General features: G+C 68.0%; 19 protein-coding genes. 4 read left to right on the forward strand and 15 right to left on the reverse strand.

Going from position 1 to position 23,829, the window contains the following annotated elements; translation table 11 throughout:
• Window positions 1-51 precede the first annotated feature (51 nt).
• The 8 genes from ACSQ89_RS09870 to nirB form a co-directional block, all read right to left on the reverse strand.
• Window positions 52-1,254, reverse strand: a complete 1,203-nt coding sequence (locus ACSQ89_RS09870) for an NAD(P)/FAD-dependent oxidoreductase (protein ID WP_436290637.1) — start codon at window positions 1,252-1,254, stop codon at window positions 52-54.
• 59 nt (window positions 1,255-1,313) lie between these two features.
• The gene (locus ACSQ89_RS09875) at window positions 1,314-2,444 is read right to left on the reverse strand and encodes a sterol desaturase family protein (RefSeq protein WP_093102392.1); all 1,131 of its coding nucleotides are present in this window, start codon (window positions 2,442-2,444) and stop codon (window positions 1,314-1,316) included.
• Between the two features lie 79 nt (window positions 2,445-2,523).
• The gene (gene cobA / locus ACSQ89_RS09880) at window positions 2,524-3,312 is read right to left on the reverse strand and encodes a uroporphyrinogen-III C-methyltransferase (protein ID WP_093102394.1); all 789 of its coding nucleotides are present in this window, start codon (window positions 3,310-3,312) and stop codon (window positions 2,524-2,526) included.
• Entirely contained in the window at window positions 3,309-4,223 is a 915-nt protein-coding gene (gene ybiB, locus ACSQ89_RS09885; RefSeq protein WP_436290636.1) for a DNA-binding protein YbiB, read from the reverse strand. The genes cobA and ybiB overlap by 4 nt, the downstream gene beginning before the upstream one ends.
• A gap of 86 nt (window positions 4,224-4,309) precedes the next feature.
• Window positions 4,310-7,111, reverse strand: coding sequence for a nitrate reductase (locus tag ACSQ89_RS09890; RefSeq protein WP_436290635.1), 2,802 nt, complete (start codon window positions 7,109-7,111; stop codon window positions 4,310-4,312).
• 9 nt (window positions 7,112-7,120) lie between these two features.
• The gene (gene nirD, locus ACSQ89_RS09895; protein WP_093102398.1) at window positions 7,121-7,501 is read right to left on the reverse strand and encodes a nitrite reductase small subunit NirD; all 381 of its coding nucleotides are present in this window, start codon (window positions 7,499-7,501) and stop codon (window positions 7,121-7,123) included.
• 10 nt (window positions 7,502-7,511) lie between these two features.
• Window positions 7,512-8,291: a type IV pili methyl-accepting chemotaxis transducer N-terminal domain-containing protein gene (locus ACSQ89_RS09900; protein ID WP_436290634.1), complete on the reverse strand. Its 780-nt coding sequence runs from the start codon at window positions 8,289-8,291 to the stop codon at window positions 7,512-7,514.
• A gap of 23 nt (window positions 8,292-8,314) precedes the next feature.
• On the reverse strand, window positions 8,315-10,747 hold the full coding sequence (gene nirB, locus ACSQ89_RS09905; protein ID WP_436290633.1) for a nitrite reductase large subunit NirB: 2,433 nt from the start codon (window positions 10,745-10,747) through the stop codon (window positions 8,315-8,317).
• A gap of 57 nt (window positions 10,748-10,804) precedes the next feature.
• Here nirB and ACSQ89_RS09910 point away from each other — a divergent pair, with 57 nt between their 5' ends.
• Window positions 10,805-12,511, forward strand: a complete 1,707-nt coding sequence (locus tag ACSQ89_RS09910; protein WP_093102403.1) for a bifunctional protein-serine/threonine kinase/phosphatase — start codon at window positions 10,805-10,807, stop codon at window positions 12,509-12,511.
• A 32-nt stretch (window positions 12,512-12,543) separates the two neighbouring features.
• Here the strand turns inward: ACSQ89_RS09910 and ACSQ89_RS09915 are convergent, their stop codons facing one another.
• Window positions 12,544-13,821, reverse strand: a complete 1,278-nt coding sequence (locus ACSQ89_RS09915; protein ID WP_093102404.1) for an MFS transporter — start codon at window positions 13,819-13,821, stop codon at window positions 12,544-12,546.
• 265 nt (window positions 13,822-14,086) lie between these two features.
• Here ACSQ89_RS09915 and ACSQ89_RS09920 point away from each other — a divergent pair, with 265 nt between their 5' ends.
• Window positions 14,087-15,352, forward strand: a complete 1,266-nt coding sequence (locus ACSQ89_RS09920; protein ID WP_436296177.1) for a type IV pili methyl-accepting chemotaxis transducer N-terminal domain-containing protein — start codon at window positions 14,087-14,089, stop codon at window positions 15,350-15,352.
• A 21-nt stretch (window positions 15,353-15,373) separates the two neighbouring features.
• On the opposite strand, the gene ACSQ89_RS09925 is transcribed toward ACSQ89_RS09920, so the two are convergent.
• The 4 genes from ACSQ89_RS09925 to ACSQ89_RS09940 form a co-directional block, all read right to left on the reverse strand.
• Window positions 15,374-16,207 (reverse strand): ABC transporter ATP-binding protein, encoded by an 834-nt coding sequence (locus tag ACSQ89_RS09925; RefSeq protein ID WP_244503705.1) that lies wholly within the window; start codon window positions 16,205-16,207, stop codon window positions 15,374-15,376.
• Window positions 16,204-17,127: a nitrate ABC transporter permease gene (gene ntrB, locus ACSQ89_RS09930; protein ID WP_093102680.1), complete on the reverse strand. Its 924-nt coding sequence runs from the start codon at window positions 17,125-17,127 to the stop codon at window positions 16,204-16,206. Before ntrB ends, ACSQ89_RS09925 begins: the two co-directional genes overlap by 4 nt.
• Before the next feature lie 10 nt (window positions 17,128-17,137).
• Window positions 17,138-18,382, reverse strand: coding sequence for a CmpA/NrtA family ABC transporter substrate-binding protein (locus ACSQ89_RS09935; RefSeq protein ID WP_093102409.1), 1,245 nt, complete (start codon window positions 18,380-18,382; stop codon window positions 17,138-17,140).
• Window positions 18,383-18,700: 318 nt separating this feature from the next.
• The gene (locus ACSQ89_RS09940) at window positions 18,701-20,002 is read right to left on the reverse strand and encodes a nitrate- and nitrite sensing domain-containing protein (RefSeq protein WP_436290631.1); all 1,302 of its coding nucleotides are present in this window, start codon (window positions 20,000-20,002) and stop codon (window positions 18,701-18,703) included.
• Window positions 20,003-20,087: 85 nt separating this feature from the next.
• On the opposite strand from ACSQ89_RS09940, the gene tsaD reads away from it, so the two are divergent.
• Window positions 20,088-21,140 (forward strand): tRNA (adenosine(37)-N6)-threonylcarbamoyltransferase complex transferase subunit TsaD, encoded by a 1,053-nt coding sequence (gene tsaD, locus ACSQ89_RS09945; RefSeq protein ID WP_436290630.1) that lies wholly within the window; start codon window positions 20,088-20,090, stop codon window positions 21,138-21,140.
• On the opposite strand, the gene ACSQ89_RS09950 is transcribed toward tsaD, so the two are convergent.
• Both ACSQ89_RS09950 and ACSQ89_RS09955 read right to left on the reverse strand, forming a co-directional pair.
• Entirely contained in the window at window positions 21,085-21,816 is a 732-nt protein-coding gene (locus ACSQ89_RS09950) for an alpha/beta hydrolase (protein ID WP_436290629.1), read from the reverse strand. The genes tsaD and ACSQ89_RS09950 overlap by 56 nt on opposite strands.
• Window positions 21,817-22,035: 219 nt before the next feature.
• The gene (locus ACSQ89_RS09955) at window positions 22,036-22,407 is read right to left on the reverse strand and encodes an Hsp20/alpha crystallin family protein (protein WP_436290825.1); all 372 of its coding nucleotides are present in this window, start codon (window positions 22,405-22,407) and stop codon (window positions 22,036-22,038) included.
• A gap of 122 nt (window positions 22,408-22,529) precedes the next feature.
• Between ACSQ89_RS09955 and ACSQ89_RS09960 the strand changes: the two genes are divergently transcribed.
• Window positions 22,530-23,813, forward strand: coding sequence for a branched-chain amino acid ABC transporter substrate-binding protein (locus ACSQ89_RS09960; protein ID WP_093102416.1), 1,284 nt, complete (start codon window positions 22,530-22,532; stop codon window positions 23,811-23,813).
• The last annotated feature ends 16 nt before the right edge of the window (window positions 23,814-23,829 follow it).

Genomic DNA, 23,829 nt, shown 5'->3' on the forward strand with positions numbered 1-23,829 from the left:
CAACTGAAAAATGGGGTAGGCCGTTGAGGGGAGGCCAAAGTTAGCCCGACATTATAGCGCGTGAGCGCAGGCATGGGCGCTGGCCCAGGCCCACTGGAAGTTGTAACCGCCGAGCCAGCCGGTCACGTCGACCACTTCGCCGATGAAATACAGGCCGCGCTGCTTGGATTCCATGGTTTGCGAAGACAGCTCGCGGGTGTCGATGCCGCCGGCCGTGACCTCGGCCTTCTTGTAGCCCTCGGTGCCGCTGGGGGTGATCTGCCAGCGTGCGATGCGCTCGGCCAGCGCGGCGAGCGCCCGGTCGGCCGCTTCGTTGATCGGACGCTGCAGCGCTGCGTCCTGCCCGACCCAGGCGTCCGCCAGCCGCGCGGGCACCAAGCCGGCCAGTTCGTTGCCGATGCGCTTGCGCGAGCGTTGCTTGGCCTCGCCGAGCGAGGCGCGCACGTCCACCCCCGGCGCGAAATCGATGGTGAGCGGGGCGCCCGGTTGCCAGTAGCTCGAAATCTGCAGCACCGCCGGGCCCGAGAGGCCGCGATGGGTGAAGAGCAGGTCTTCGAGGAAAACTGTGCGATCTTTCTTGGCGCCGGTTTCGATCTGCACCGGCAGCGCCAAGCCGGCCAGCTCGGCGTAGGGCGACCAGGCCTCGCCGCCGAAGGTGAGGGGCACCAGAGCGGGACGCGGCGCGACCACGCGCAGACCGAACTGCGCGGCGAGCCGGTAGCCGAAATCGCTGGCGCCGATCTGGGGAATGGAAAGGCCGCCCGTCGCAATCACCAGCTTGGACGTCTGGACGCTGCCTCGGCTGGTCTCGATCCGATAGCCCCCTCCATCCGAGAACGCGATCTCGCCGACACTGCAGGGCTGCCAATGCGCGACGCCGCCGGCCGCGCACTCGGCCAGCAGCATGTCGATGATCTGTTGCGAGCTGCCGTCGCAGAAGAGCTGGCCCTTGTGTTTTTCGTGGAAAGCGATGCCGTGGCGCTGCACCAGTTCGATGAACTGCTGCGGCGTGTAGCGCGACAGCGCCGAGCGGCAGAAATGCGGGTTGTCGCCGATGAAATGGCGCTGCGGCGCGCGCACGTCCAGGTCGCGGTTGGTGAAGTTGGCGCGTCCGCCGCCCGAGATGCGGATCTTTTCGGCGATGCGCTCGCCGTGGTCGATGAGCAGCACCTTCAGGCCGCGCTGGCCTGCCAGTCCGGCGCAGAAGAGACCGGCGGCACCCGCGCCGACGACCACCGCGTCGAACGCGGGCATTCAGCAAACCTCCGCGCTGCGCGCTGCGGTGCGAGCCCCTTCGGGCGGCCGGGCGGGGCTCATCCTTTCCACACGAACGGGAACTTCAACTGCTTGAAGAAGCCGTTGGGCACGTAGTCGCCGACCACGCCGTAGCGCTCTGGCCAGAGCCTGGTGCTCTTGACGGCCGTGCCGAAGAGATAGTCGAGAAAGGCGTAGTGCGCGGCGTAGTTCTTGTCGATCGCCTCGTCGTCCTGGCTGTGGTGCCAGTGATGGAAGTTGGGCGTGACGATGAGGTAGCGCAGCGGCCCGAGGCGCACGCTCACGTTGCAGTGGTTGAAGACCGCCTGGAAGCCGACCACCACGATGTAGGCGTCGATCACTTCCTTGCTGAAGCCCAGCACGTAGATCGGCGCCAGCACCAGCGTGCGCGTGATCAGCAGCTCGAGGATGTGCTGGCGCGAGCCGGCCATCCAGTCCATGCTCTTGACGCTGTGGTGCACCGCATGCAGGCGCCACAGGAGCGGCACCTCGTGGTAGGCGCGGTGCGTCCAGTACTGCACCAGGTCGGCCACCAGGATGATCAGCAGCACGCCGGCCCAGAAGGGCAGCCCCGCGATCCAGCCGCGCACGCCGTCGTTGGCGGCCCAGCCGAAGAGCTTGTGCACCAGCAGGTTGGTCGCCAGCAGCACGAAGCCCACGATCATGTGGTTGACGACGAAGTGGTGAAAGTCCGTCTGCCACTCGGCGCGGAACACCGGCTGGTCCTTGCGGTGCGCGAACAGTTTCTCGATGAAGATGAAGATCAGCGAAGAGCCCAGCAGGTCGAGGATGAACCAGTCGAGCCCGATGTAGGGCGTGTTGTCGGCGAAGTCGTTGACCGGCACCTTGTGGCCGCCGAGCAGCGCCGCCGCGGCCACCAGCAGGAAGGCGAAGGAGGAGAGCCAGCGCGAGCGGTTGAAGATGATGTTCACCAGCGAGAGGCCGCCGGAAATCACCATCGCAACGAGCAGCACGATGCGCATCACGTCGACGTTGTAGCTGCGGCGCAGCTCGGGCGTGCTGAGGTACTGCGGGAAGTGGAAGACGAGCACGCCCAGGAAGCACAGGATGCCCAGCGAGAGCGCGATGGTGCCGGTGACCAGGCCCTTGCCGCGTTGCAGCTCGCCATGGCTTTCGGTGAATTCATTGAGTTTTTCGAGCTCCAGCATCCTGATCTCCCGCCCGTGTTCGAGGGCTGGAGGATTCTAGGGGTGGCGCCGGAACGTGCCGACAGGCCGAACGGCCGATTCAGGTGCCGAAGCGCGTCGCCGGCAGGCCCGCCGCGGCCAGGCCGCGCAGCACGTCGCCGACCACGATCACGGATGGGCTGCCGAGCCCGGCTGCCGCCAGGTCGAAAGGCAGGCGCGCGAGCGTGGTCGCGATGTGGCGCTGCTGCGGCAGGCTCGCATGCTGGATCACGGCCACCGGCGTGTCGCCCGCCAGGCCGTGCAGCAGCTCGTTCTGGATATGGGCCACGCCCGTGACGCCCATGTAGATCACCAGCGTGAGCCGCGCGTCGCGCGCAGTGGCGGCCAACTGCCGCCAGTCGGTCGGATGCTGGTCGGCCGCATGACCTGTCTTGGCGTGGCCGGTGACGAACACCACGCCCTGCGCGTGGTCGCGGTGCGTGAGCGGCACGCCCAGCGCGGTGACGGCGGCGAGGCCAGCCGTGATGCCGTTGATCACCCGCACCTCGATGCCTTCTTCGCGCAGGTGCTCCACCTCCTCGCCGCCGCGGCCGAAGATGAAGGGGTCGCCGCCCTTGAGGCGCACCACGGTCTCGCCCTCGCGCACCGCGGTGATCATGAGCCGCTCGATGAAGGCCTGCGGCGTGCTCCTGCAGCCGCCGCGCTTGCCGACATGGACGATGCGTGCGCCGGGCCGCGCGTAGGCCAGGATCTCCTCGCTGACCAGGTCGTCGACCAGGAGCACGGTGGCCGCCTGGATCGCCTTGACGGCCTTGATCGTGAGCAGTTCGGGATCGCCGGGGCCGGCGCCGACCAGGGTGCAGCTGCCGTGATGGGAAAGGGTGCTCATGGGTGCTCCACCTGTTGGGCCAACTGCAGGACATGCTCGACCTGCTGCGCGATCGCGTCCGGCACCGGCGCCTGGCCGGCCAGCACGCGCCGCGTGTAGTCGGCCGTGGTCTCGATGTCGATTTCTTTGGGCAGCCCGGGCACCTCGGCTTGCGTGCCGGGCTCCTGGGTCTGCAGTGCGACGCGCCGGCCGCGCACGAAGCCGTCGACCTGCGCGGTGCGGCGCGGGTCGGCCACGCTCTCGCCCTCGAGTCCGCGCGAGAGCAGGGCGGTCATGCCCAGCAGCTCGAAGGTCGCTGCCATGGACTCGGCGTAGGCGGGATGCGTGTAGCTGCCGACCACCACGCAGGCGCCTTGCGTCGGTTGCATCAGCTTGACCACGCTGTGGCCGGGGTTGCGCAGGCCGACCACGCGGCGCACGTCGAGCAGGCGCTTGAGGCCGGGGCTGAGCAGCTCGGTCGGTGCGAAGACCGCCTCTCCGTTCGCGATGGGCCGGATGGCCGCGAGCGGCTGCACGTCGAGGGCCGCGAGCACGTTGGAGGCCAGCACCCGGGTCGATTCGGTGGCCGCGCCATGCACCACCACCGGCAGGCCTTCGCGGGCCAGCAGCAGCGCGAGCAAGGGCGTGAGCACCGGCAGCCGGCGCGCGCCGTTGTAGCTGGGCAGCACCACCAGCGGCCGGCCGGTGGCGGGAAAGCGCGCCAGGCGCGCATGGGTGGCATCGAGAAAGCCGGCCATCTCATCCGGCGTCTCGCCCTTGATGCGCATGGCCAGGCAGAAGGCGCCGGTTTCCAGGTCGGTCACGGTGCCGTCGAGCACCTGGCCGAAGAGGTCCGCGGCCTGCTCGCGGTTGAGCGGCCGCGCGCCGCGCGCGCCGCGGCCGATTTCCTTGATGTAGTGGCTGATTCCCATGGGTAGGCCCATTGTCCCGCAAGGCTTATGCCGCAATACGGCTGCGCTTATGCCCTGGAAGGCAGGAAGGGAAGCCGTCCATGCGCTCATGATTGCTCGGCCAGGGCCGGTGCCGCGCTCGCGCGCACCATGCGCTTGAGCTCGGGCAGGCAGGAGCCGCAATTGGTGCCGCATTTCAGCGCGCCCTGCAATGTGGCGAGGCGATCGCCTTCGGGACCCGAAGCGGCCGCCAGGTGCTCGCCGATGGCGGTCTGCGTCACGCCGAAGCAGCTGCAGATGACCTTGCCGCGCGCCGCCACGCCGGCCGGGGCGGCGGCGCCGGGCTTGAGCAGCTGGCGGCCATAGGCCTGTGCGGGCAACTGGTCCTGCAGCAAGGTCTTGATCCAGGCCTCCGCACGCGTGTCGCCGGCCAGCAGGAAGCCTTCGAGGTGTGCGTCCTGGCCGTCGCGCACCAGCCGCGCAGCGCGCCGCTGCCCGTGCTTGGCATCGGCATAGCGCAAGGTGTCGGCGCCGCCGAGCCCCAGCAGTCCCTCGATGCGGGCGAGCACATCGGTGGAAGGCGCGTCGTAGGCGGCCGCGCGAAAGAGGATGCCGGTGCGCTCCGGCCCGCTGCCCTCCAGGGCGCCGCCGGTGCCGAACGGTACGCAGCTGGCAAAGGGGAAGGACGGCATCAGTGCGCGCAGAGCCTCGCGGATGTCCAGGGACGCGTCCCGCGGCAGCCAGGCCACCGCCAGCAAGGACCAGGGCAGTTCGGCCTTGAGGATCTTGACGGCCGCGTGCTTGAGTTCGGGCTGCTTCGAATCGGGGCAGAAGGCCGGCGTCGTGAGCGCATTGACGCCGGCCAATGGCTCGCCGGTGCTGGAGCGGCCGCTGAGATATTCGCCGCCCCAGTGCATGGCGATGAACGCCTGGCTCATCCCCACCTCGGCGCTGGCCGCGACGGGCAGCACGATCGAGCCGCGCCGCGAGGTGACGTGCACCAGGTCGCCCTCCTTCAACTGGCGGCGCGCCATGTCCTGCGCATGCATCTGCACCGTCGGCTCCGCTGCGTGGCCGAACAGGCGGCCCAGCGTGCCGGTGCGGCTCATGCCGTGCCACTGGTCGCGCAGGCGGCCGGTGTTGAGCGAGAACGGAAAGCGCGCCTCGCGGGCTTCGGCCACCGGCTTGTAGGCGACGTCGGCAAAGCGCGCGCGGCCGTCGGGCGTGGCGAACACGCCGTCTTCGTAGAGGCGCGCACGGCCGGTGGTCTCGCCTTCGCGCAGCGGCCACTGCTGCGGCGCGGCCTCGAGCATCGCGTAGCTCATGCCGGTGATGTCGAGATCGCGGCCGCGCGTGGATTCGCGGTGCTCGTTCCACACGGCTTCCGCACTCGCATAGGGGAACAGCGTGTTCGCACGCGCCAGCCGTGTTTCGAGCCGGCGCGCGAAATCCATCGCGATGGCCCAGTCGTCGCGCGTCTCGCCCGGTGCCGCGACGGCCGGCCGCACCCGCGAGACGCAGCGCTCGCTGTTGGTGACGGTGCCGTTCTTCTCGCCCCAGGTGGTGGCCGGCAGCAGCAGGTCGGCGAAGTCGCAGGTGGCGGTGGTCGAGAAGGCTTCCTGCACGACCACGAATTCGCAGCGTTCGAGCGCGCGGCGCACGGTGGCCTGGTCGGGCATCGACTGCGCGGGGTTGGTGCAGGCGATCCAGAGCGCGCGGATCTCGCCGTCGGCGGCGGCCTGGAACATCTCGACTGCGGTCTTGCCGGGCTTCTCCGGCACCGAAGGCACGCCCCAGAGAGCGGCGACCTCGGCACGATGCTGCGGGTTGGCGAGGTCGCGGTGCGCCGACAGCAGGTTGGCCAGGCCGCCCACCTCGCGGCCGCCCATCGCGTTGGGCTGCCCGGTCAGCGAGAAGGGGCCGGCGCCGGGCCTGCCGATCTGCGCGGTCGCGAGGTGCAGATTGATCAGTGCCGCATTCTTGGCGGTGCCCGACGACGATTGGTTGAGGCCCTGGCAGTAGAGGCTCAGCGTCGCGGCCGAGGTGGCGAACAGGCGCGCGGCCTGCAGCAGGTCGTCCTTGGAGATGCCGCAGACCTGCGCAACGCGATCGGGCGTGCAGTCGCGCACGGTGGCCTTGAGCGCCTCGAAGCCGCTGGTGTGGGCGGCGATGTAGCGCGCATCGGTCCAGCCTTCCCACAGTATCAGGTGCAGCATGCCGTTGAAGAGCATCACGTCGGTGCCCGGCTGGATGGCCAGGTGCAGGTCGGCGATCTCGCAGGTGTCGGTGCGGCGCGGATCGGCCACGACGATCTTCATCGCCGGGTTGGCCGCCTTCGCATCCTCGATGCGGCGGAACAGGATCGGATGGGCCCAGGCGGTGTTGCTGCCGGCGATGAACAGGCACTCGGCGTGCTTCAGGTCGTCGTAGCAGGCCGGCGGCGCGTCGGCGCCCAGCGTTTTCTTGTAGCCGGCCACCGCGCTGCTCATGCACAGGCGCGAATTGGTGTCGATGTTGTTGGTGCCGATCAGGCCCTTGGCCAGCTTGTTGAAGACGTAGTAGTCCTCGGTGAGCAACTGGCCCGAGACGTAGAAACCGACGGCGTTCGGGCCGTGCTCGCGCACGACCTGGGCGAACTTGTCGGCGGCCGTGTCGAGCGCAGTGTCCCAGCCGACGGCCTCGGGCGCCACACCGCGCTCGGCACGCCGCATCGGCTGCAACAGCCGCGTCTGCCGCGTGACCGCCGCGCTGGCGGTCAGGTGCAGCGTCGAGCCCTTGGTGCACAGGCGGCCGAAGTTGGCCGGGTGCTCCGGGTCGCCGCGCACGCCGGTGATCTGCGCGCCATCGGATTCGATGATCACGCCGCAGCCGACACCGCAGTACGGGCAGGTGGAGCGTGTTTCGTTCATGGCATGCCTTCAGGCTGCGACGGAGCGCTTCGGTCCCGCGACGGGGCGCTCGAGATCGGTGGCATGCGTCGCGAGTTCGCCTGCATCCAGATGGACCACACCGTCCGCGACCTTCACCGCGAAGCGCGGCGTGCATCCTTCATCCGGCGATTTCGCGCAGCCGTCGTCGAGCCCGATCGCCCAGTTGTGCAGCGGGCAGGCCACGCTGGTGCCGAACACGATGCCCTGGCTCAGCGGGCCGCCCTTGTGCGGGCAGCGGTCGAGCAAGGCGAAGACCTGGTTCTCGGCATTGCGGAATACCGCCACGTCCACGCCCGCAGGTCGTGCAACGCGTCGCGCGCCGAGCACGGGGATGTCGTCGATGCGGCAGATGACTTTCCATTCACTCATGGGGGTCTCTCTAGGTTTTGAGGTTGGAATACAGGCCGGTGATGCGATCCATGATCGCCAGCAGGTTCTCGCTGGTGACGAACACGTCGGACATGAGCTTGGGCGACGCACTCGCGCCTTCCAGACGCTGAAGGCCGTGGTTGAAGAACACCCACTGCGCGTCGGCCAGCACCAGCTCCTCCTTGATCTGCGTCGTGACCTCGGGCGCACTGCGCAGGGTTTCGAGTGCTGCAACGAACTCCGAGCGCGCCTTGGCGATCTCGGCCGCGCTGCCCGTCGGGTCGATCTGCAGGGCACTGGCCAGGTAGAACTTGGCCATGCGTTGCGACAGCATGCGCTGGCGGCCCGCGATGTTGACCAGCTTGCCCACCGACTTGCCCGAGGCCGCTTCGTACTGCACCGTGCCCTGGTGCGCCAGGGCGAGCACGGCGGCATCCAGCTTGACGACCTTTGCCGCTTCGTTCTTGGCGGGTGCGGGGCCCGTCAGTTCTCTCTTGAAATCGTTCCAGGCACCGTCGAGCGTGTCGTAGGTGCCGCGGATGGTGGGGGTAGGCGCGAAGGTCTTGAGCTCCACCAGTTGGCGGTCGAACAGGGCGATGGACCGGTCCAGCACCTGCTGGGCGTTGCGCGTCTCCACTTTTTGCACCAGCGCCAGGTAGGCCTTGCTCGCACGCTGCGAGAGCATGCGCTGGCGCCCCGCCTTGTTGATGGCGTCGTTGAGGTCGGCCACCTGGGCGCGTGCGCCCAGGCCGATCAGGGCGGTCGAGGCGATGAAGAGCCGTCTTTTCAAACCACTTCTCCGGCTTGCGGGTTTCATGCCGTCAGCGGCGTGAACTGCCGCACGTCGACCGAGGCCTGGCTCGACTCGAACCACGGATCGGGTTCGCCGTCGAGTGCGAACTGCAGTCGCTCCCACAGCGCCTTGCGGCCTTCGGCGTCCTCGAGAATCTTCTTCTTCACATAGTCCAGGCCCACACGGCCGATGTAGTGCACCGTGCGCTCGAGGTACCAGCCCTCTTCGCGGTAGAGCTGCAGGAACGCGCCCGCGTACTCCATCACTTCCTCGGAGGTCTTGACCTTCACGAGGAACTGCGCCACCTCGGTCTTGATGCCGCCGTTGCCGCCCACGTAGAGTTCCCAGCCCGAGTCGACGCCGATCACGCCCACGTCCTTGATGCCGGCCTCCGCGCAGTTGCGCGGGCAGCCCGAGACCGCGAGCTTGACCTTGTGCGGCGAGTACATGGCCCACAGCGCGCGCTCGAGGTCCTTGCCCATCTGCGTCGAGTCCTGCGTGCCGAAGCGGCACCACTCGCTGCCGACGCAGGTCTTCACCGTGCGCAGCGACTTTGCGTAGGCAAAGCCCGAGGGCATGCCGATGTCCTTCCAGACGTTCTCCAGGTCTTCCTTCTTCACCCCGAGGAGGTCGATGCGCTGCCCGCCGGTGACCTTGACGGTCGGGATCTTGTACTTGTCGGCCGCGTCCGCAATGCGGCGCAGTTCGTCGGGCGTGGTGTGGCCGCCCCACATGCGCGGGATCACCGAATAGGTGCCGTCCTTCTGGATGTTGGCGTGGCTGCGCTCGTTGATGAAGCGGCTCTGCGGGTCGTCCTTGGCCTCCTTGGGCCAGGTCGAGATCAGGTAGTAGTTGACGGCCGGGCGGCAGGTCGCGCAGCCGTTGGGCGTGCGCCAGCCGAGGCCGCGATAGACCTCATCGTGCGTGAGCCAGTGTTCCTTGCGGATCGCGTCGCGCACGTCCTGGTGGCTGGCGTCGGTGCAGCCGCAGACCGCCTTCTTCTTCGGCGTGGCCGAGTAGTCGCCGCCGGCGGTGAACATCAGGATCTGTTCCACCAGCCCGGTGCACGAGCCGCAGCTGGCGCTGGCCTTGGTGTGCTTCTTGACCTCTTCGAGCGTGAACAGGCCCTTGTCCTTGATGGCCTTGCAGATGGTGCCCTTGCTGACGCCGTTGCAGCCGCAGACCTCGGCGTCGTCGGGCATGCTGGCGGCCTTGCTGTGGCCTTCGTGGCCGGTGTCGCCGATGTTCGATTCGCCGAACATCAGCTTGTCGCGGATGTCGCTCACGCTGCGGCCGTCGCGCAGCAGCTTGAAGTACCAGCTGCCGTCGACCGTGTCGCCGTAGAGGCAGGCGCCGACCAGCTTGTCGTCCTTGATCACCAGCTTCTTGTAGACGCCGCCGAAGGGGTCGCTCATCACGATCTCCTCGGTGCCTTCGCCGCCCATGAACTCGCCGGCGCTGAAGAGGTCGATGCCCGTCACCTTGAGCTTGGTCGAGGTCAGAGATCCGAGGTAGCGGCCGATGCCGAACTGCGCGAGATGGTTGGCCGCCACCTTGGCCTGCTCGAACAAGGGTGCGACCAGCCCGTAGGCGATGCCGCGGTGGGCCGCGCATTCGCCCACCGAGTAGATGCGCGCGTCGGTCACGGTCTGCATGGTGTCGGTGACCACGATGCCGCGGTTGCAATGCAGGCGCATCTTCTCGGCCAGCTCGACGTTGGGCCGGATGCCCACGGCCATCACGATCAGGTCGGCCGCGACCTCGGTGCCGTCCTTGAAGTGGATGGCCGCAACGCGTCCTTCATCGTTGCCGACCAGCTCCTGCGTCTGCGCGCCGATCAGGAACTTGAGCCCGCGGTCTTCCAGCGACTTCTGCAGCAGCTTGCCCGCCACGTCGTCGAGCTGGCGCTCCATGAGCCAGGGCATGACATGCACTACGGTCACGTTCATGCCGCGCAGCATCAGGCCGTTGGCCGCTTCCAGGCCCAGCAGGCCGCCGCCGATGACCACCGCGTTCTTGTGCGTCTTCGCGGTCTCGATCATGTAGTCGGTGTCGGCGATGTCGCGGTAGGCGATCACGCCCTTCAGGTCCTTGCCCGGGACGGGCAGCATGAAGGGGTTGGAGCCGGTGCACATCAGCAGGCGGTCGTAGGCGGCCTCGGTGCCGTCCTCGGCCCGCACGATGCGCTTGACGCGATCGACCTCGACCACCTTCTTGCCGGCGTGCAGCGTGATGTTGTTCTCGGCGTACCACTCCCAGCTGTTGAGCACGATCTCGTCGACCGTCTGTTCGCCGGCGAGCACCGGCGACAGCAGGATGCGGTTGTAGTTGGGATGCGGCTCGGCGCCGAAGACGGTGATGTCGTAGAGATCGGGCTCGATCTTCAGCAGCTCTTCGAGCGTGCGCACGCCGGCCATGCCGTTGCCGACCATCACGAGTTTCATCTTCTTCATGGGTGGGACCTTTCAAGCAAAGAGGGGGCTCGCGGCTTGCGCGGACAATCGCGCGCCATGAGCTTCGAAGTAGAGATCGGCTACAGCAGCCACCGCGGGCCGCGCCCGCAGAACGAGGACTTCGCCGGCGCGGTGCATGCGCCGCGCGGCGAGGAGTCGCGCGGGCTGATCGCGGCGATCGCCGACGGCGTTTCTTCGGGCGGCCACGGGCTGGAGGCGGCGCAGACCACCGTCATCGGCCTCCTGGGCGACTACTTCGCCACGCCCGACACCTGGGAGCCGACGGTCGCGATGGACCGACTGATCGCCGCCCAGAACGCCTGGCTGGCCGATCACAACCGGCGCCGCCGCCAGGACAGCGCCATGACCACGCTGACCGCCCTGGCCCTGCACGGGCAGAGCTACACGCTGGCCCATGTGGGCGACACGCGCGCCTGGCGCGTGCGCAAGGGCGAGGGCGCGGCCATGCAGTTGAGCGTCGACCATGCGCTGGACCATCCCGACCTGCGCAGCCGCCTGACGCGCGCGGTGGGCCTCGACGACCACGTGCGCGTCGACTACATGCAAGGCGAGCTGCGCATCGGCGACTGCTTCGTGCTCAGCACCGACGGCGTGCACGGCGTGCTGAAGCCTGCGCGCGTGGCCGAGCTCGCGCTGGCCACCAATGCGCAGCAGGCCAGCGACGCGCTGGTCGACGCGGCGATCGCCGCCGGCACCCGCGACAATGCCACCGCGCTGGTCATCCGCGTGCTCGGGCTGGATGCGCGCCAGCTGCACGACGAGCTGGGCGATGCGCGCCGCCTGGATCCGCCCGCGGCGCTGAAGGTGGGCGAGGTGCTGGACGGCTACGCGATCACCGCGCTGGTCGCCGACACCGGCGTGCACCGGCTCTACCAGGCGCGCCATGTGCCCACCCGCGCGCTGGTCGCGCTCAAGACCCTGCACCCTTCGCGCGCCAGCGACCCCGAGGAGCGCGCCATGCTGGCGCACGAGGCCTGGCTGGGCCTGCGCGTGGGCGGGCGCGGCGAGCCCGGCTTCGTGCGCGTGCACGAACGCGCCGACGACGCCAGCGCGCTCTACACCGTGTTCGACTGGCATGGCGGCCGCACCGTCGAACAGATGTTGCGCTCGGGCATGCGCCCGGCCGTGGCGGAGGTGGTGGCCGCCGCGGTCCAGATCTGCAAGAGCCTGGGCCGGCTGCACCGCCACGGCGTGGTGCATCGGGACATCAAGCCCGGCAATCTGCACCTGGGCGACGACGGCTGCTGGCGCATCCTCGACCTGGGCGTGGCGCTCTCGGGCCGCGAGGGCGCGGCGCAGCGCGAGCTGCATGCCGGCACGCCCAGCTTCATGAACCCCGAGCAATGGGAGGGCGTCGCGCCCGATGCCGGCAGCGACCTGTTCGCCCTCGGCGTGGTGCTGTACCAATGGCTGGGCGGGCGCCTGCCTTACGGCGAGATCGAGCCCTACCAGATCGCCCGCTACCGGCGCGATCCCGTGGCGCTCTCGCGCATCCGGCCGGACGTGCCGATCTGGCTCGACCATCTGGTGCGCAAGGCGGTGGCGCGCGATCCGCGGCAGCGTTTCGAGACCGCCGAGGAGATGCTGCTGGCGCTCGAACGCGGCGCGGCCCGCCCGGTCGGCGCGCCGGCCGCCACGCCGCTGGTGCGGCGCGATCCCGCCCTGCTGTGGAAGATCGCGCTGGCCGCGTCGCTGCTCTTCAACGCGCTGCTCGTCTACTGGCTGCTGTTCCTGCCGCGCTGAGCGCAGGAGGGAGGAGGGGTGGCGCATGGGCATCACCGTCCGGCGCTGCGGCGCAGCGGCCGGACCGGCCGGTCGCCCTCGCCGGCTGGATCGACCGGCGTGCTGCGTGCGCGGCCGCCCTTCTCGGCCCAGGTCCGCGTCCAGCGGATCTGCATGACCCGCATGACGCCCAGCATCACCAGGGCCAGCACTGCGAACAGCATGAAGCCCCACATGTAGGTGCCCAGGTACTGCTTCGACAGGCCCATCGCATTGGGCACCAGGCCGCCGCCCAGGGCGCCGATCTCGCCGATCATCGAGCCGGCCACGGCCGTGGTCGTCGGCCAGCGCAGCGGCACCAGCTGGAACAGCGCGCCGTTGCCCGCGCCCAGGGCGGCAAAGCACACCATCAGCAGCAGCGTGGTGATCGCGAGCGAGCCGGAGGAGAGCCCGATCAGCGCCAGCGAGACCGCCGACACCACCAGCACCAGCGTCAGCGTGTTGACGCCGCCCCAGCGGTCGGAGATCCAGCCGCCCATCACGCGCACCGCCGCGCCCATGAACGCGGCCAGCATCGTCAGCTGGCCCGCCTGCACCTTGCTCACGCCGAACTGGTCGTAGTAGTAGGAGGGCAGGAAGGTGGTGAGGCCGATGAAGCCGCCGAAGGTGACGCCGTAGATCAGGCTGAAGGCCCAGCCGTCCTTCTCGAACAGGCAGGCCACGTGCTCGCGCAGGCCGGCGTGGCTGTCGACGTCGGGCGGCTCCTGCGCGAACAGCACCATCACCGCCATCGGCAGCAGGATGGCCACCGCCGCGACGCCGTAGACGGCCTGCCAGCCGAGCCATTGCGCCAGCGGCGGCGCGACCAGCACCGACAGCGCCGTGCCCACGTTGCCGGCGCCCACCAGCCCCATCGCCAGGCCCTTGTTCTGCGGCGGGAAGGAGCCCGAGCCCAGCGACAGGGCCACGCCGAAGCTGGCGCCCGCGATGCCCAGCAGCACGCCCATGGCCAGCAGGTCGTTGAAGCTGTGCACCATGAAGAAGCCGAACAGCATCGCCACCGCGATCAGCCCCATCTCCACCAGCGTGGCGTTCTTGCGCCCGATGTACTGCGACAGGATGCCGAGCGGAAAGCGCATCAGCGCGCCGGCGATGATCGGGATCGACAGCATCAGCCCCATCTGCGCGGGATTCAACTGGAAGGCCTCGCCGATGAAGGGCGCCATCGCGCCGTTCAGCACCCAGATGCAACACGAGAACATGAAGTAGAAGAAGGCCGCGAAGAGGGTGGGGGCGTGCCCGGAGCGCAGGAATGACTTGAAGCTGGACATGGCGGTGGCAATGCGTAAAGCATCCGCACAGCCGTGGCGCGGCTGCGTGGATGGGCGATGAATAGGAGTTTCCCGCCGGGAGCCGGCGGAATGGATGGGCGGTGAGCGAGTCCCTGCCGGGACCCGGGTCGGCGCGCAGGCCGAGGACTTCACCAAAGCGGTGCTTCGTTACACCGTGCCTTCCCTTATGCAAGACGCGTGCCTGCCGCAAGAGGCTCGCTTCGCCTATGCTGCGCTCGCCCCCCTCGTTCGCGACCCAACTTCCATGATTCGACTCTTGCTCGTCTTGCCTGACTCCGATGCCGAGGTGCTGAGCCAAGTGCTGGCGGGCGCGGATGCCGCCGCCATCGGCTTCAGCACCTGCGACACGATGGTGCAGGAGGCCGCCATGCTCGCACCGCAACAGGTGCTGATCCACAGGCCCGCATCGATCCCTGACCTGCAGGCCGCCCTGCATACCTGGGCTGGCGCTCCGCCGCATCCGGTCGTGGTGATCAGCGAGCCGCTGTCGCCAGAAGTGCATGAGGCGCTCGTCGAGCTGGGCGTGCACGCCTGGTCGTGCGCCGAAACCCTGGATGCACAGAGCCTGCGCGCCGTGCTGGCGCGCGCGCAGGTGCGCTGGCAGCGCGAGGCTGCGCTGCGCGACACGCTGGCGCGCTCGCTCGCCCATCTCGACGAGCGCAAGTGGGTGGACCGCGCCAAGGGGCTCCTGATGTCGGCGCGCGGCATCGGCGAGGACGCCGCGTTCGGCATGCTGCGCGGTGCAGCGATGCACGCCAACCTGCGGGTCGGTGAACTCTCGCGTTCGGTGGTCGAGGCGGCCCAGTGGGCCGAGGCGATCAACCGTGCCGGGCAGTTGCGCATGCTCTCGCAGCGGCTGGTGCGCCTGGCGGCGCAGGCGCTCGCGGATGTGGATGCGCGGCGCAGCCGCAGCCTGCGCGCGCAGTCGGTCGAGCGGGTCAAGGACAACCTCGATCACCTGGCTTCCCTCCCGCTGGATCCGACCTCGATGCAGGCGCTGGCGGCCGTGCGCTCGGCATGGGATGCCATGGATGCGGCGCTGTCCTCGCGGCTGTCCGCGGCCTCGCTGACCGCCATCGACGCCAGCGGCGAAGACCTGCTGGTCGCGGCCGAGGCGCTCACCGACGTGCTCGAATCCTCCGCGGGCCGCAGGGCCTTGCGCATCGTCAATCTCTGCGGGCGGCAGCGCATGCGCGCCCATCGCCTGGCCAAGGACGCGCTGCTCGCCGCGATGCTGCCCGAGGGCGCGTGGAGCGCGCGCCTCGCGCCCACCATGGACACTTTCGAGGCCTCGCTGCTGGAGTTGGAGCGCGCGCCGCTGAGCTCGCCCGAGATCCGCGACGCGCTCCATGGCGCCCGCGACGAATGGCTGCGGCTGGTGCGCGGCGTGCGCCATGCCGACCGGGCCGAGGGGCGCGCCGATCTGGTGCGCGCCAGCGAGGTGCTGGCCGATACCTTCGACCGGCTCACCGCCTCGTACGAACACAGCCTGCAGGTCATCATGTCCTGAGCCTGTGTTCGGCCTGCTCGCTCAGGCCGCGACCTTCTCCACGTGCGCCTGGCGCGTGTAGAGAAAGTCGATTACGGCCTTGCGGGCGTGCACGTAGACGGGGTCTTCCGCGAGCTCGACGCGGTTGCGCGGGCGCGGGATGTCGACTGCCAGCACCTCGCCGATGGTGGCGGCCGGGCCGTTGGTGAGCATGACGATGCGGTCCGACAGGAGCACCGCCTCGTCGACGTCGTGCGTGACCATCACCACCGTGCTGTGCGTCTTCTGCACGATGGCCAGCAGCTCGTCCTGCAACTTGGCGCGCGTCAGCGCGTCGAGGGCGCCGAAGGGCTCGTCCATCAGCAGCACTTTGGGTTCCATCGAGAGGGCGCGTGCAATGCCCACGCGCTGTTTCATGCCGCCGGAGATTTCGCCGGGGCGCTTCTGCGCGGCCGGCGTGAGGCCGACCAGCGCGAGCGCCGCTTCGGTGCGCGCCCTGAGCTGCGCCTTGTTCTCGGTCGAAGCGAACACGCGCTCGACGGCGAGGTAGACGTTCTCGTAGCAGGTGAGCCAGGGCAGCAGCGAATGGTTCTGGAACACCACCGCGCGCTCGGGCCCCGGGCCCTTGATCTCGCGGTTGGCGCACAGCAGCACGCCCTGCGTGGGCGTGGTGAGGCCGGCGATCAGGTTCAGCAACGTGGACTTGCCGCAGCCCGAATGCCCGATCAGCGTGATGAACTCGCCCTTGGCCACCTGCAGGTTGATGTCGCGCAACGCGAGGAAGCTGCCCTTGGGCGTCTTGAAGCGCTGTTCGACGTCGTGGATTTCGATGTACTTCATGATGGACCGATCGTCCTGAGCTTGTCGAAGGGTCATGCCTTCACCTCTTCGAACGTGAATGCGGTGGCGATCCGGATCAGCGCGAACTCGAGCACGAGCCCGACCACGCCGATGACGAAGATCGCGATGATGATGTTGGCGACGTTGAGGTTGTTCCACTCGTCCCAGACCCAGAAGCCGATGCCAACGCCGCCGGTCAGCATCTCGGCCGCCACGATCACCAGCCAGGCGGTGCCGACCGCGAGGCGCACGCCGGTCAGCATGTAGGGCAGCACGGCGGGGAACAGGATCTTGGTGAGGATCTTCCACTCGGAAAGATTGAGCACGCGCGCCACATTCATGTAGTCGCTGGGCACGCGCTGCACGCCCACCGCGGTGTTGATGATCATGGGCCAGATCGAGCAGATGAAGATGGTCCAGATCGCGGCCGGGTTGGCGCCCTTGAAGACCAGGAGGCCGATCGGCAGCCAGGCCAGCGGCGACACCGGTCGCAGCAGGCTGATCAGCGGATTGAACATGCGCGAGAGGAACTCGAAGCGACCGATCGCGAAGCCGGCCGGGATGCCGACCGCGGCGGCCAGCCCGAAGCCGAGCGCCACGCGCTGGAGCGACGAGAGCACGTTCCAGCCCACGCCCTGGTCGTTGGGGCCCTTGCTGTAGAAGGGATCGCTGAACACGGTCAGCGCCTGTTGCCAGACGGCGGCCGGCGACGGGAAGCCGGTGGTGCTTTTCAGCGCCACGAGTTCCCAGATCAGGACCAGCAACGCAAAGCCAAGGATCGGCGGCAGCACGCGCAGCCAGATCCAGCTGAAGTCGCGCGGGGCGCGGGGCGTGGTCTCTTCCTGCGCGGGCTCTGCAGGCGGGACGGAGGCGGCCGCGGACTTCCTGGCGGCTGCCGGCGTGGCGAGCTGCCCCTGGGCAGCCTCGAGCGGGGAGTGAAAGACGGCACTGACCATGGCGGGCTCCTCAGGCATTGACCTTGAACGACTCGGCGTACTTCTTCGGATCCTTGCCGTCCCACACCACGCCGTCGATCAGCTTGCTGCTGCGCATCGTGTCCTTGGGAACGGAGGTCTTGGTCGCGGCTGCAGCCTGCTTGTAGATGTCGATGCGGTTGATCTCCGTGGCCACCTTGAGGTAGTCCGGATGCTCCTTCAGCAGGCCCCAGCGCTTGTGCTGCGTGAGGAACCACATGCCGTCGGACAGGTAGGGGAAGGTCGCCGCGCCGTCGTTGTAGAACTTCATGTGGTTCGGGTCGTCCCAGTTCTTGCCCAGGCCGTTGGTGTAGCGGCCCAGGATGCGCTGGTTGATGGCGTCCACGCTGGTGTTGACGTAGCTCTTGTCGGCGATGGTTTCGGCCATCTTGTTCTTGTTCTGCAGGCCGGCGTCGATCCACTTCCCGGCTTCGAGAATCGCGGCCGTCACGGCGCGCGCCGTGTTGGGGTATTTCTTGACGAAGTCGCCGGTGGTGCCGAGCACCTTCTCGGGATGGTCCTTCCAGATGTCCTGCGTGGTGACGGCCGTGATGCCGATGCCGTCCATGATCGCGCGCTGGCCCCAGGGCTCGCCGACGCAGTAGCCGTCCATGTTGCCCACGCGCATGTTGGCGACCATCTGCGGCGGCGGCACGGTGATGACCTTGGCATCCTTCAACGGGTTGACGCCGTTGGCGGCCAGCCAGTAGTAGAGCCACATCGCGTGGGTGCCGGTCGGGAAGGTGTGGGCGAAGGTGTATTCGCCTTTCTCCTTCGCCATCACCTTGGCCAGCGAGGCGCCGTCGACCGCGCCCTTGTCGGCCAGTTTCTTCGACAGCGTGATCGCCTGGCCGTTGTTGTTGAGGGTCATCAGGATGGCCATGTCCTTCTTCGGCCCGGCGGTGCCGAGGTGCACGCCGTAGATCAGGCCGTAGAGCACGTGGGCGAAGTCGAGCTCGCCATTGACCAGCTTGTCGCGCACGCCGGCCCAGCTGGCTTCCTTGCTCGGCACGATCTTCACGCCGTACTTCTTGTCGATGCCGAGCACCGAGGCCATGACGACGCTGGCGCAGTCGGTCAGCGGGATGAAGCCGATCTTGACTTCCTCCTTTTCTGGCTTGTCCGAGCCTTGGGCCCAGACGGCTGCGCGCAGGGCGGGGTCGAGCCCGACCGCGCCGATGGCGGCGGCTTGCAGCACGCGGCGGCGATTCAACTTCGGTTTCAGCAAATCGGTCATGGGGCGAGCTCCGGAATGAAGAAAAGACAAAAAGCACAAAACAAAAAAGGCGTCCCGACCACGCACGGGCCGCTCGATAACGAGCCCTTGCGGGATGGGGACGCCTTTGTCCGGTTCGGTGGGTCGCACCCGCCGTTGGATGCCACCTGCCTGAAGACCCTTGCAGGTCTATGCAGGTTTGTTAAGCAAACTGCGTGCCAGCAGTTCAGAGGGGTGGTTTGCTATCAAATCGATAGCCTCCGAAGTCCGCGTCGTGAGGCAAGAGGCGCCGAATCCCTTGAACTGCGTCGAAGCACAGTTGTTGTGCAGCGCACCAATTCAGGTGCGAGGCGCCCGGGACGCCGGCTCGCCGGGCAGGTATTCGGCCATCGAGAGCACCGATTCGGCGACGTCGACCAGCCTGCGGTTCTGGCTCATGGCTGTCTGGCGCAGCATCTTGTGCGCCTCCTCCTCGCTGAGGCGGCGGTGTGCCATCAGCAGGCCCTTGGCGCGTTCGACCAGCTTGCGCTCGTTCAGGGCCGCGCGCACGGTGTCGAGTTCGTCGCTCATCGCCTGCAGCCGGTGCGACTGCTCCTGCACCATCTCCAGAATCGATCGCTCGAGCTGCCGGCCGTAGGGCGTGGCTGAACCCATGGTTTGCGGGTGGCCCGGCGCGTCTGCAGCGGGCTGCTCGTCGAAGAAGACTGCCGCCGGTGTACCCGCCTCGCGCGCCAGCTTGGCCAGCAGCGCGTCATGGGCCTGCAGCTCGGCCCGGGCCTGGCTCGTTTTCTGTTCGCAGATCCGGCGCAGGTCGGCGGCCAGGCGCTCTTCGATCGATTGCATGGCGTCGATGCGCCGGCTGCAGCAGTCGAACCAGGTCTGGCTCAGTTCGGTATCGAGTGCCACGCCGGCGGGTGCCGCGCAGGCGATGCGGCGCAGCCGTTCCTGCTCCGCCAATTGGGCGGGGGATTGACTGCTGCGCCAGAGCTCGGCGATGCGCGCGCCCGAGAACTCGGCGAAGACCTGGAAGCAGCGCTCCTGCGATTCGATCAGATGCAGCCATTGCTGCTGGCGCGCGCTGTCGTTGTGGCCCGAGGCGAAGGCCGCGGCGCCGCAGGCGCGCTCCTGGCCGGCGAACTCCTTGCCCTGCATGAAATTGAACATGGCCACCAGCTGGCGAGAGATTTCCGGGTCGGTGGCGCCGTCCGCGGCCTCGAACACGACTGCGAGCAGCCCTGCGATCAGCTTGACGAAGGCGGCCGTCGCCTCAGCCGGGCTGAGCTCCAAGGCGCCGACGCGACGGCGCAGTTCGGGCAGGCCCTCGAGGCCCGGCAGCACCCAGGCGATGCGGCTGAACAGGCGCGCACCGTTGCCGATGCGGCCCGCGTCGGCCTCGAGCTGATCGAACGAAGCGCGCACCGCCTCTTCCACGCGCAGGCATTCGGCGATCTGCTCGCTGCGCTGCGAGACGAAACGGTGGCCACGCGACGCCAGCAGCACGTTCGAGATGCCGCGTTCGCGCTGCAGCGCATGGACCAGGCGGCCGATCGTGCCGACCAGCGCGCTGGTGCGGGCGAGCTGCTCCAGCGCGTCGATTTCGCAACGCAGGGCGGCCATCAGAAAGCTCAGTCCGGATTTCATCGTGGGGCGGCATGGCTGAAGAGCCATCCTAAGGACATGCAGCAACATCCGTGCCCCGACATCGTGCGCACCCTACACTCGTCGCATGTTTGTATTGGGAATCGAATCGTCCTGCGACGAGACCGGCGTGGCCCTGGTCGAATCCGGCGCGAGCGGCTTGCCGCGCCTGGCCGCGCACGCGCTCCACAGCCAGATCGCGATGCACCAGGCCTATGGCGGCGTGGTGCCCGAGCTGGCCAGCCGCGACCACATCCGGCGCGTGCTGCCCCTGGCGCAGACGGTGTTGTCCGAGGCCGCCCGCTCCCTGGCCGAGATCGACGTCGTCGCCTACACGCGCGGGCCGGGGCTGGCCGGCGCGCTGCTGGTGGGCGCCGGCGTGGCCTGTGCACTGGGCGCGGCGCTTGGCAAGCCGGTGCTGGGCGTGCATCACCTGGAAGGCCACCTGCTGTCGCCCTTTCTCAGTGCCGATCCGCCCGAGTTCCCCTTCGTCGCGCTGCTGGTCTCGGGCGGTCACACGCAACTGATGCGGGTCGACGGCGTGGGGCGCTACGAGCTGCTCGGCGAGACCATCGACGACGCAGCAGGCGAAGCCTTCGACAAGAGCGCCAAGCTGATGGGCCTGCCCTATCCCGGCGGCCCCTGGCTCGCCAAGCTGGCGGAGGAGGGCGACGCCGCGGCCTTCAAGCTGCCGCGGCCCCTGCTGCACAGCGGCGACCTCGACTTCTCCTTTGCCGGCTTGAAGACGGCGGTGCTGACGCAGGCCAGGAAACTCGGCGGCGAGCTCGAAGCGCGCAAGGCCGATCTGGCCGCCTCGACCCAGGCCGCGATCGTCGACGTGCTGCTGAAGAAATCACTGGCCGCCATCGAACAGACCGGGCTGGACCGGCTGGTGGTGGCCGGGGGCGTGGGTGCCAACCGGGCTTTGCGCGAACAGCTCAATGCGGCATGCGCGAACCGCGGCGTGCGCGTGCACTACCCCGAGCTGCACCTGTGCACCGACAACGGCGCCATGATCGCGATGGCCGCCGCGATGCGCCTGCAGGCCGGCCTGGGGCAGGCGAGCGAGCGCTATGCCTTCGACGTCAAGCCGCGATGGCCACTGGCTTCGCTCTGCGCGCCGGAGCCGGAGTTCGGGTAGTCGCGCCTTTCTTGCCGTGCGAGGGCAGCGGCAGCACCTCGAGCACCTTGCGCCAGAGTTGCGACCACTGCGGCCAGTCGTGGCCGCCTTCGGTGGTGAACACGCGCCCGGCAGGCAAGGCCTCCGCCAGCAGGCGGTGATTGGCGGCGAAGCGGTCGGCGAGGCCGAAACCCAGGTACAGCGGCGGCAGGCCCTTGGCGGGCTTGGAGGCCGCGTACTGCTGAAGCCAGGGCCAGAGCTTGCGATCGACCTCCTGGTCCGGCGGCGGGCCTTCGGGCGCCTTCCAGGCGCGCAGGCCGCCGGCCTTGTGGATCTCGGCGCCGACCGGCCGCCGTCCGAGGTAGGGCGCCAGCGCCACGATTCCGTCGACGGCGCCGGGCTTGGCCAGTTCGTGGATCAGGGCGCCGAAACCGCCGATCGAGATGCCCACCAGCCAGATCGACTTGTAACCCGTCGCACGCTGCGGCCGGAGGATGTCGTGATGCAGCCGCTCGATGAAGGTCTGGTCGTAGTAGTACGACACGTCGGCGTCGACGAGCAGGGCGTCGGCCGCCAGATCCCGCTCCCTGACCGCGCTGATGAAGCCTTCGCGCTCGAACTCTTCAGGCTTCAGGAACGCGCCCGGCAGGAACACCAGCAAGGTGTCCGACCGTGAATCGTCGTGAGCAAGTTTCAAGTGCGTTTTCATGGCGCTTCGTCGAGCGCCCGAGACTTCTTTCTGCTGCCCGCAGTCAAGGTATCGAACGCCAATTAGGAGGAAAGCATTTGAAAAAAACGCCACAAATGTGACGTTCTCTGCACTTATTTTGAGTTCAGAAATGAATCAGGTCGGCAACAAAAAGTTACCGGCCCGATTACCTTCTTGCGTCTTCCAAGCTTCTGAAACAATTTCGTATCAGTTGATGGCGAGCTGGGCGGCGTTGCTGACGGGGACCAGCTTGCCCAATTTCAGAGTCAGCACGCCATTCTCGAGCTTGGCTTCGCTGGTGGCGACCTCGATGTCCTGCGGCAGCTCATAAGCGGCCTTGAATTGGCGTTTTGCATCTGCCTTGCTTTCGATGCGAACCACGGCACCTTCGATGCCGATCGTCAGGTCTTCGCGCGAGAAGCCCGGAACGTCCATCGTCAGCGTCCAGGTCTTTTCGTCCTGTTCGACATTGAGCGAACGGCGCGCGGCGGAAAAGGCATCGTTCACGAAGCGCTCGAGGCTCCGGTCATAGGCGCGCGGCACGAAGCGGGCGGTGCGAATTGCGGGTGCAAAAAACATGATGGGAACTCCTGAATGAACACAATGGGGACAAGAATGTGTGTCCCTTACACTGCGCGGCGTTTCAAACAACACAAGTGCCGCTTGCCACCTCATCTAGGCGCGGCGGGAGGCGTTTCAAGATGAGTTTTTCCAGCTTTATTTGGCGCCGCAAGGCCTTGAAATTCGCCGCTATGGCGCTATGCGCGGCGGCGCTAGCGCCGGTGTATGCGCAGCCCGCGCCGCCGATCCGGCTCGCGCTGATCGAGAGCATGAGCGGGCCCTTCGCCAACACCGGCGAAGCGGTGTTCCGCAACCTGTTGTGGGCCGTGGAGCGCGTGAATGCGCGCGGCGGCGTCAAGCTGCCCGGCGGCGCCCGCTTTCTGCAGCTGGACCGCTATGACAGCAAGGGCCAGAACGAGGAGGCGCTGTCGGCGCTGCGCGCGGCCATGGACGACGGCGCGCGCATCGTGCTGCAAGGGAATTCGTCGGCTACGGCGGCCGCACTGGTGGACGCCATCGAGAAGAACAACGAGCGCGACCCGTCGCGCCGCGTGCTGTTCCTCAACTACTCGGCGGTCGATCCGGTGCTCACCAACGAGCGCTGCAGCTTCTGGCACTTTCGCTTCGACGCGCATGCTGACATGCGCGTGACGGCGCTGATGGACGTGCTGAAGAACGACGCAGCGCTCAAGCGCGTCTACCTGATCGGGCAGGACTACAGCTTCGGCCAGGCCGTGCTGCGCGAATCGAAGCGGCAGCTCGGCGCGCTCCGGCCGGATATGCAGATCGTCGGCGACGAGTTGCATCCGATGGGCCGCGTGAAGGACTTCGCGCCCTACGCCAGCAAGATCCTCGCGAGCGGCGCGCAGGCCGTGATCACCGGCAACTGGGGCAACGACCTCACGCTGCTGGTGAAGGCGGCGCGCGAAGCGGGTTTCAACGGCAGCTTCTACACCTTCTACGGCAACGCGCTCGGTGCGCCGGCGGCCATCGGCGATGCCGGCATCGGCCGTGTGGTCGCTGTGGCGGATTGGTTGCCGAACGTGCAGACGCGAGAGTCCGAAGCCTTCTACCGCGCCTTCCGCGAGCGCTTCCCCAAACCGGCCGAGGATTACGTGCACATGCGCATGCAGTTGCTGGTCGAGTCGCTGGCCCAGGCGGTCGAACGCGCCGGCAGCGTCGACACCGTGGCCGTGGCGCGCGCGCTCGAAAAGGCCGAGGTCACGCTGGCGGGCCAGAGCGGCCGCATGCGCGCCGCCGATCACCAGTTCCAGCAGGCCCTGGTGGTCGGCGTGATGGACAAGCAGGGCACGCCCGGCGTGAAGTTCGACGTCGAAGGCTCCGGCTACGGCTTCCGCGTCGTGAGGACAATCCCTGCAGAACGGGCCGAGATGCCCACCAGCTGCAAGATGCAGCGCTCCTGAATTTCCAAGGAACAGA

It is taken from the genome of Variovorax sp. LjRoot175 (assembly GCF_964253805.1).
GTDB lineage: Bacteria > Pseudomonadota > Gammaproteobacteria > Burkholderiales > Burkholderiaceae_C > Variovorax.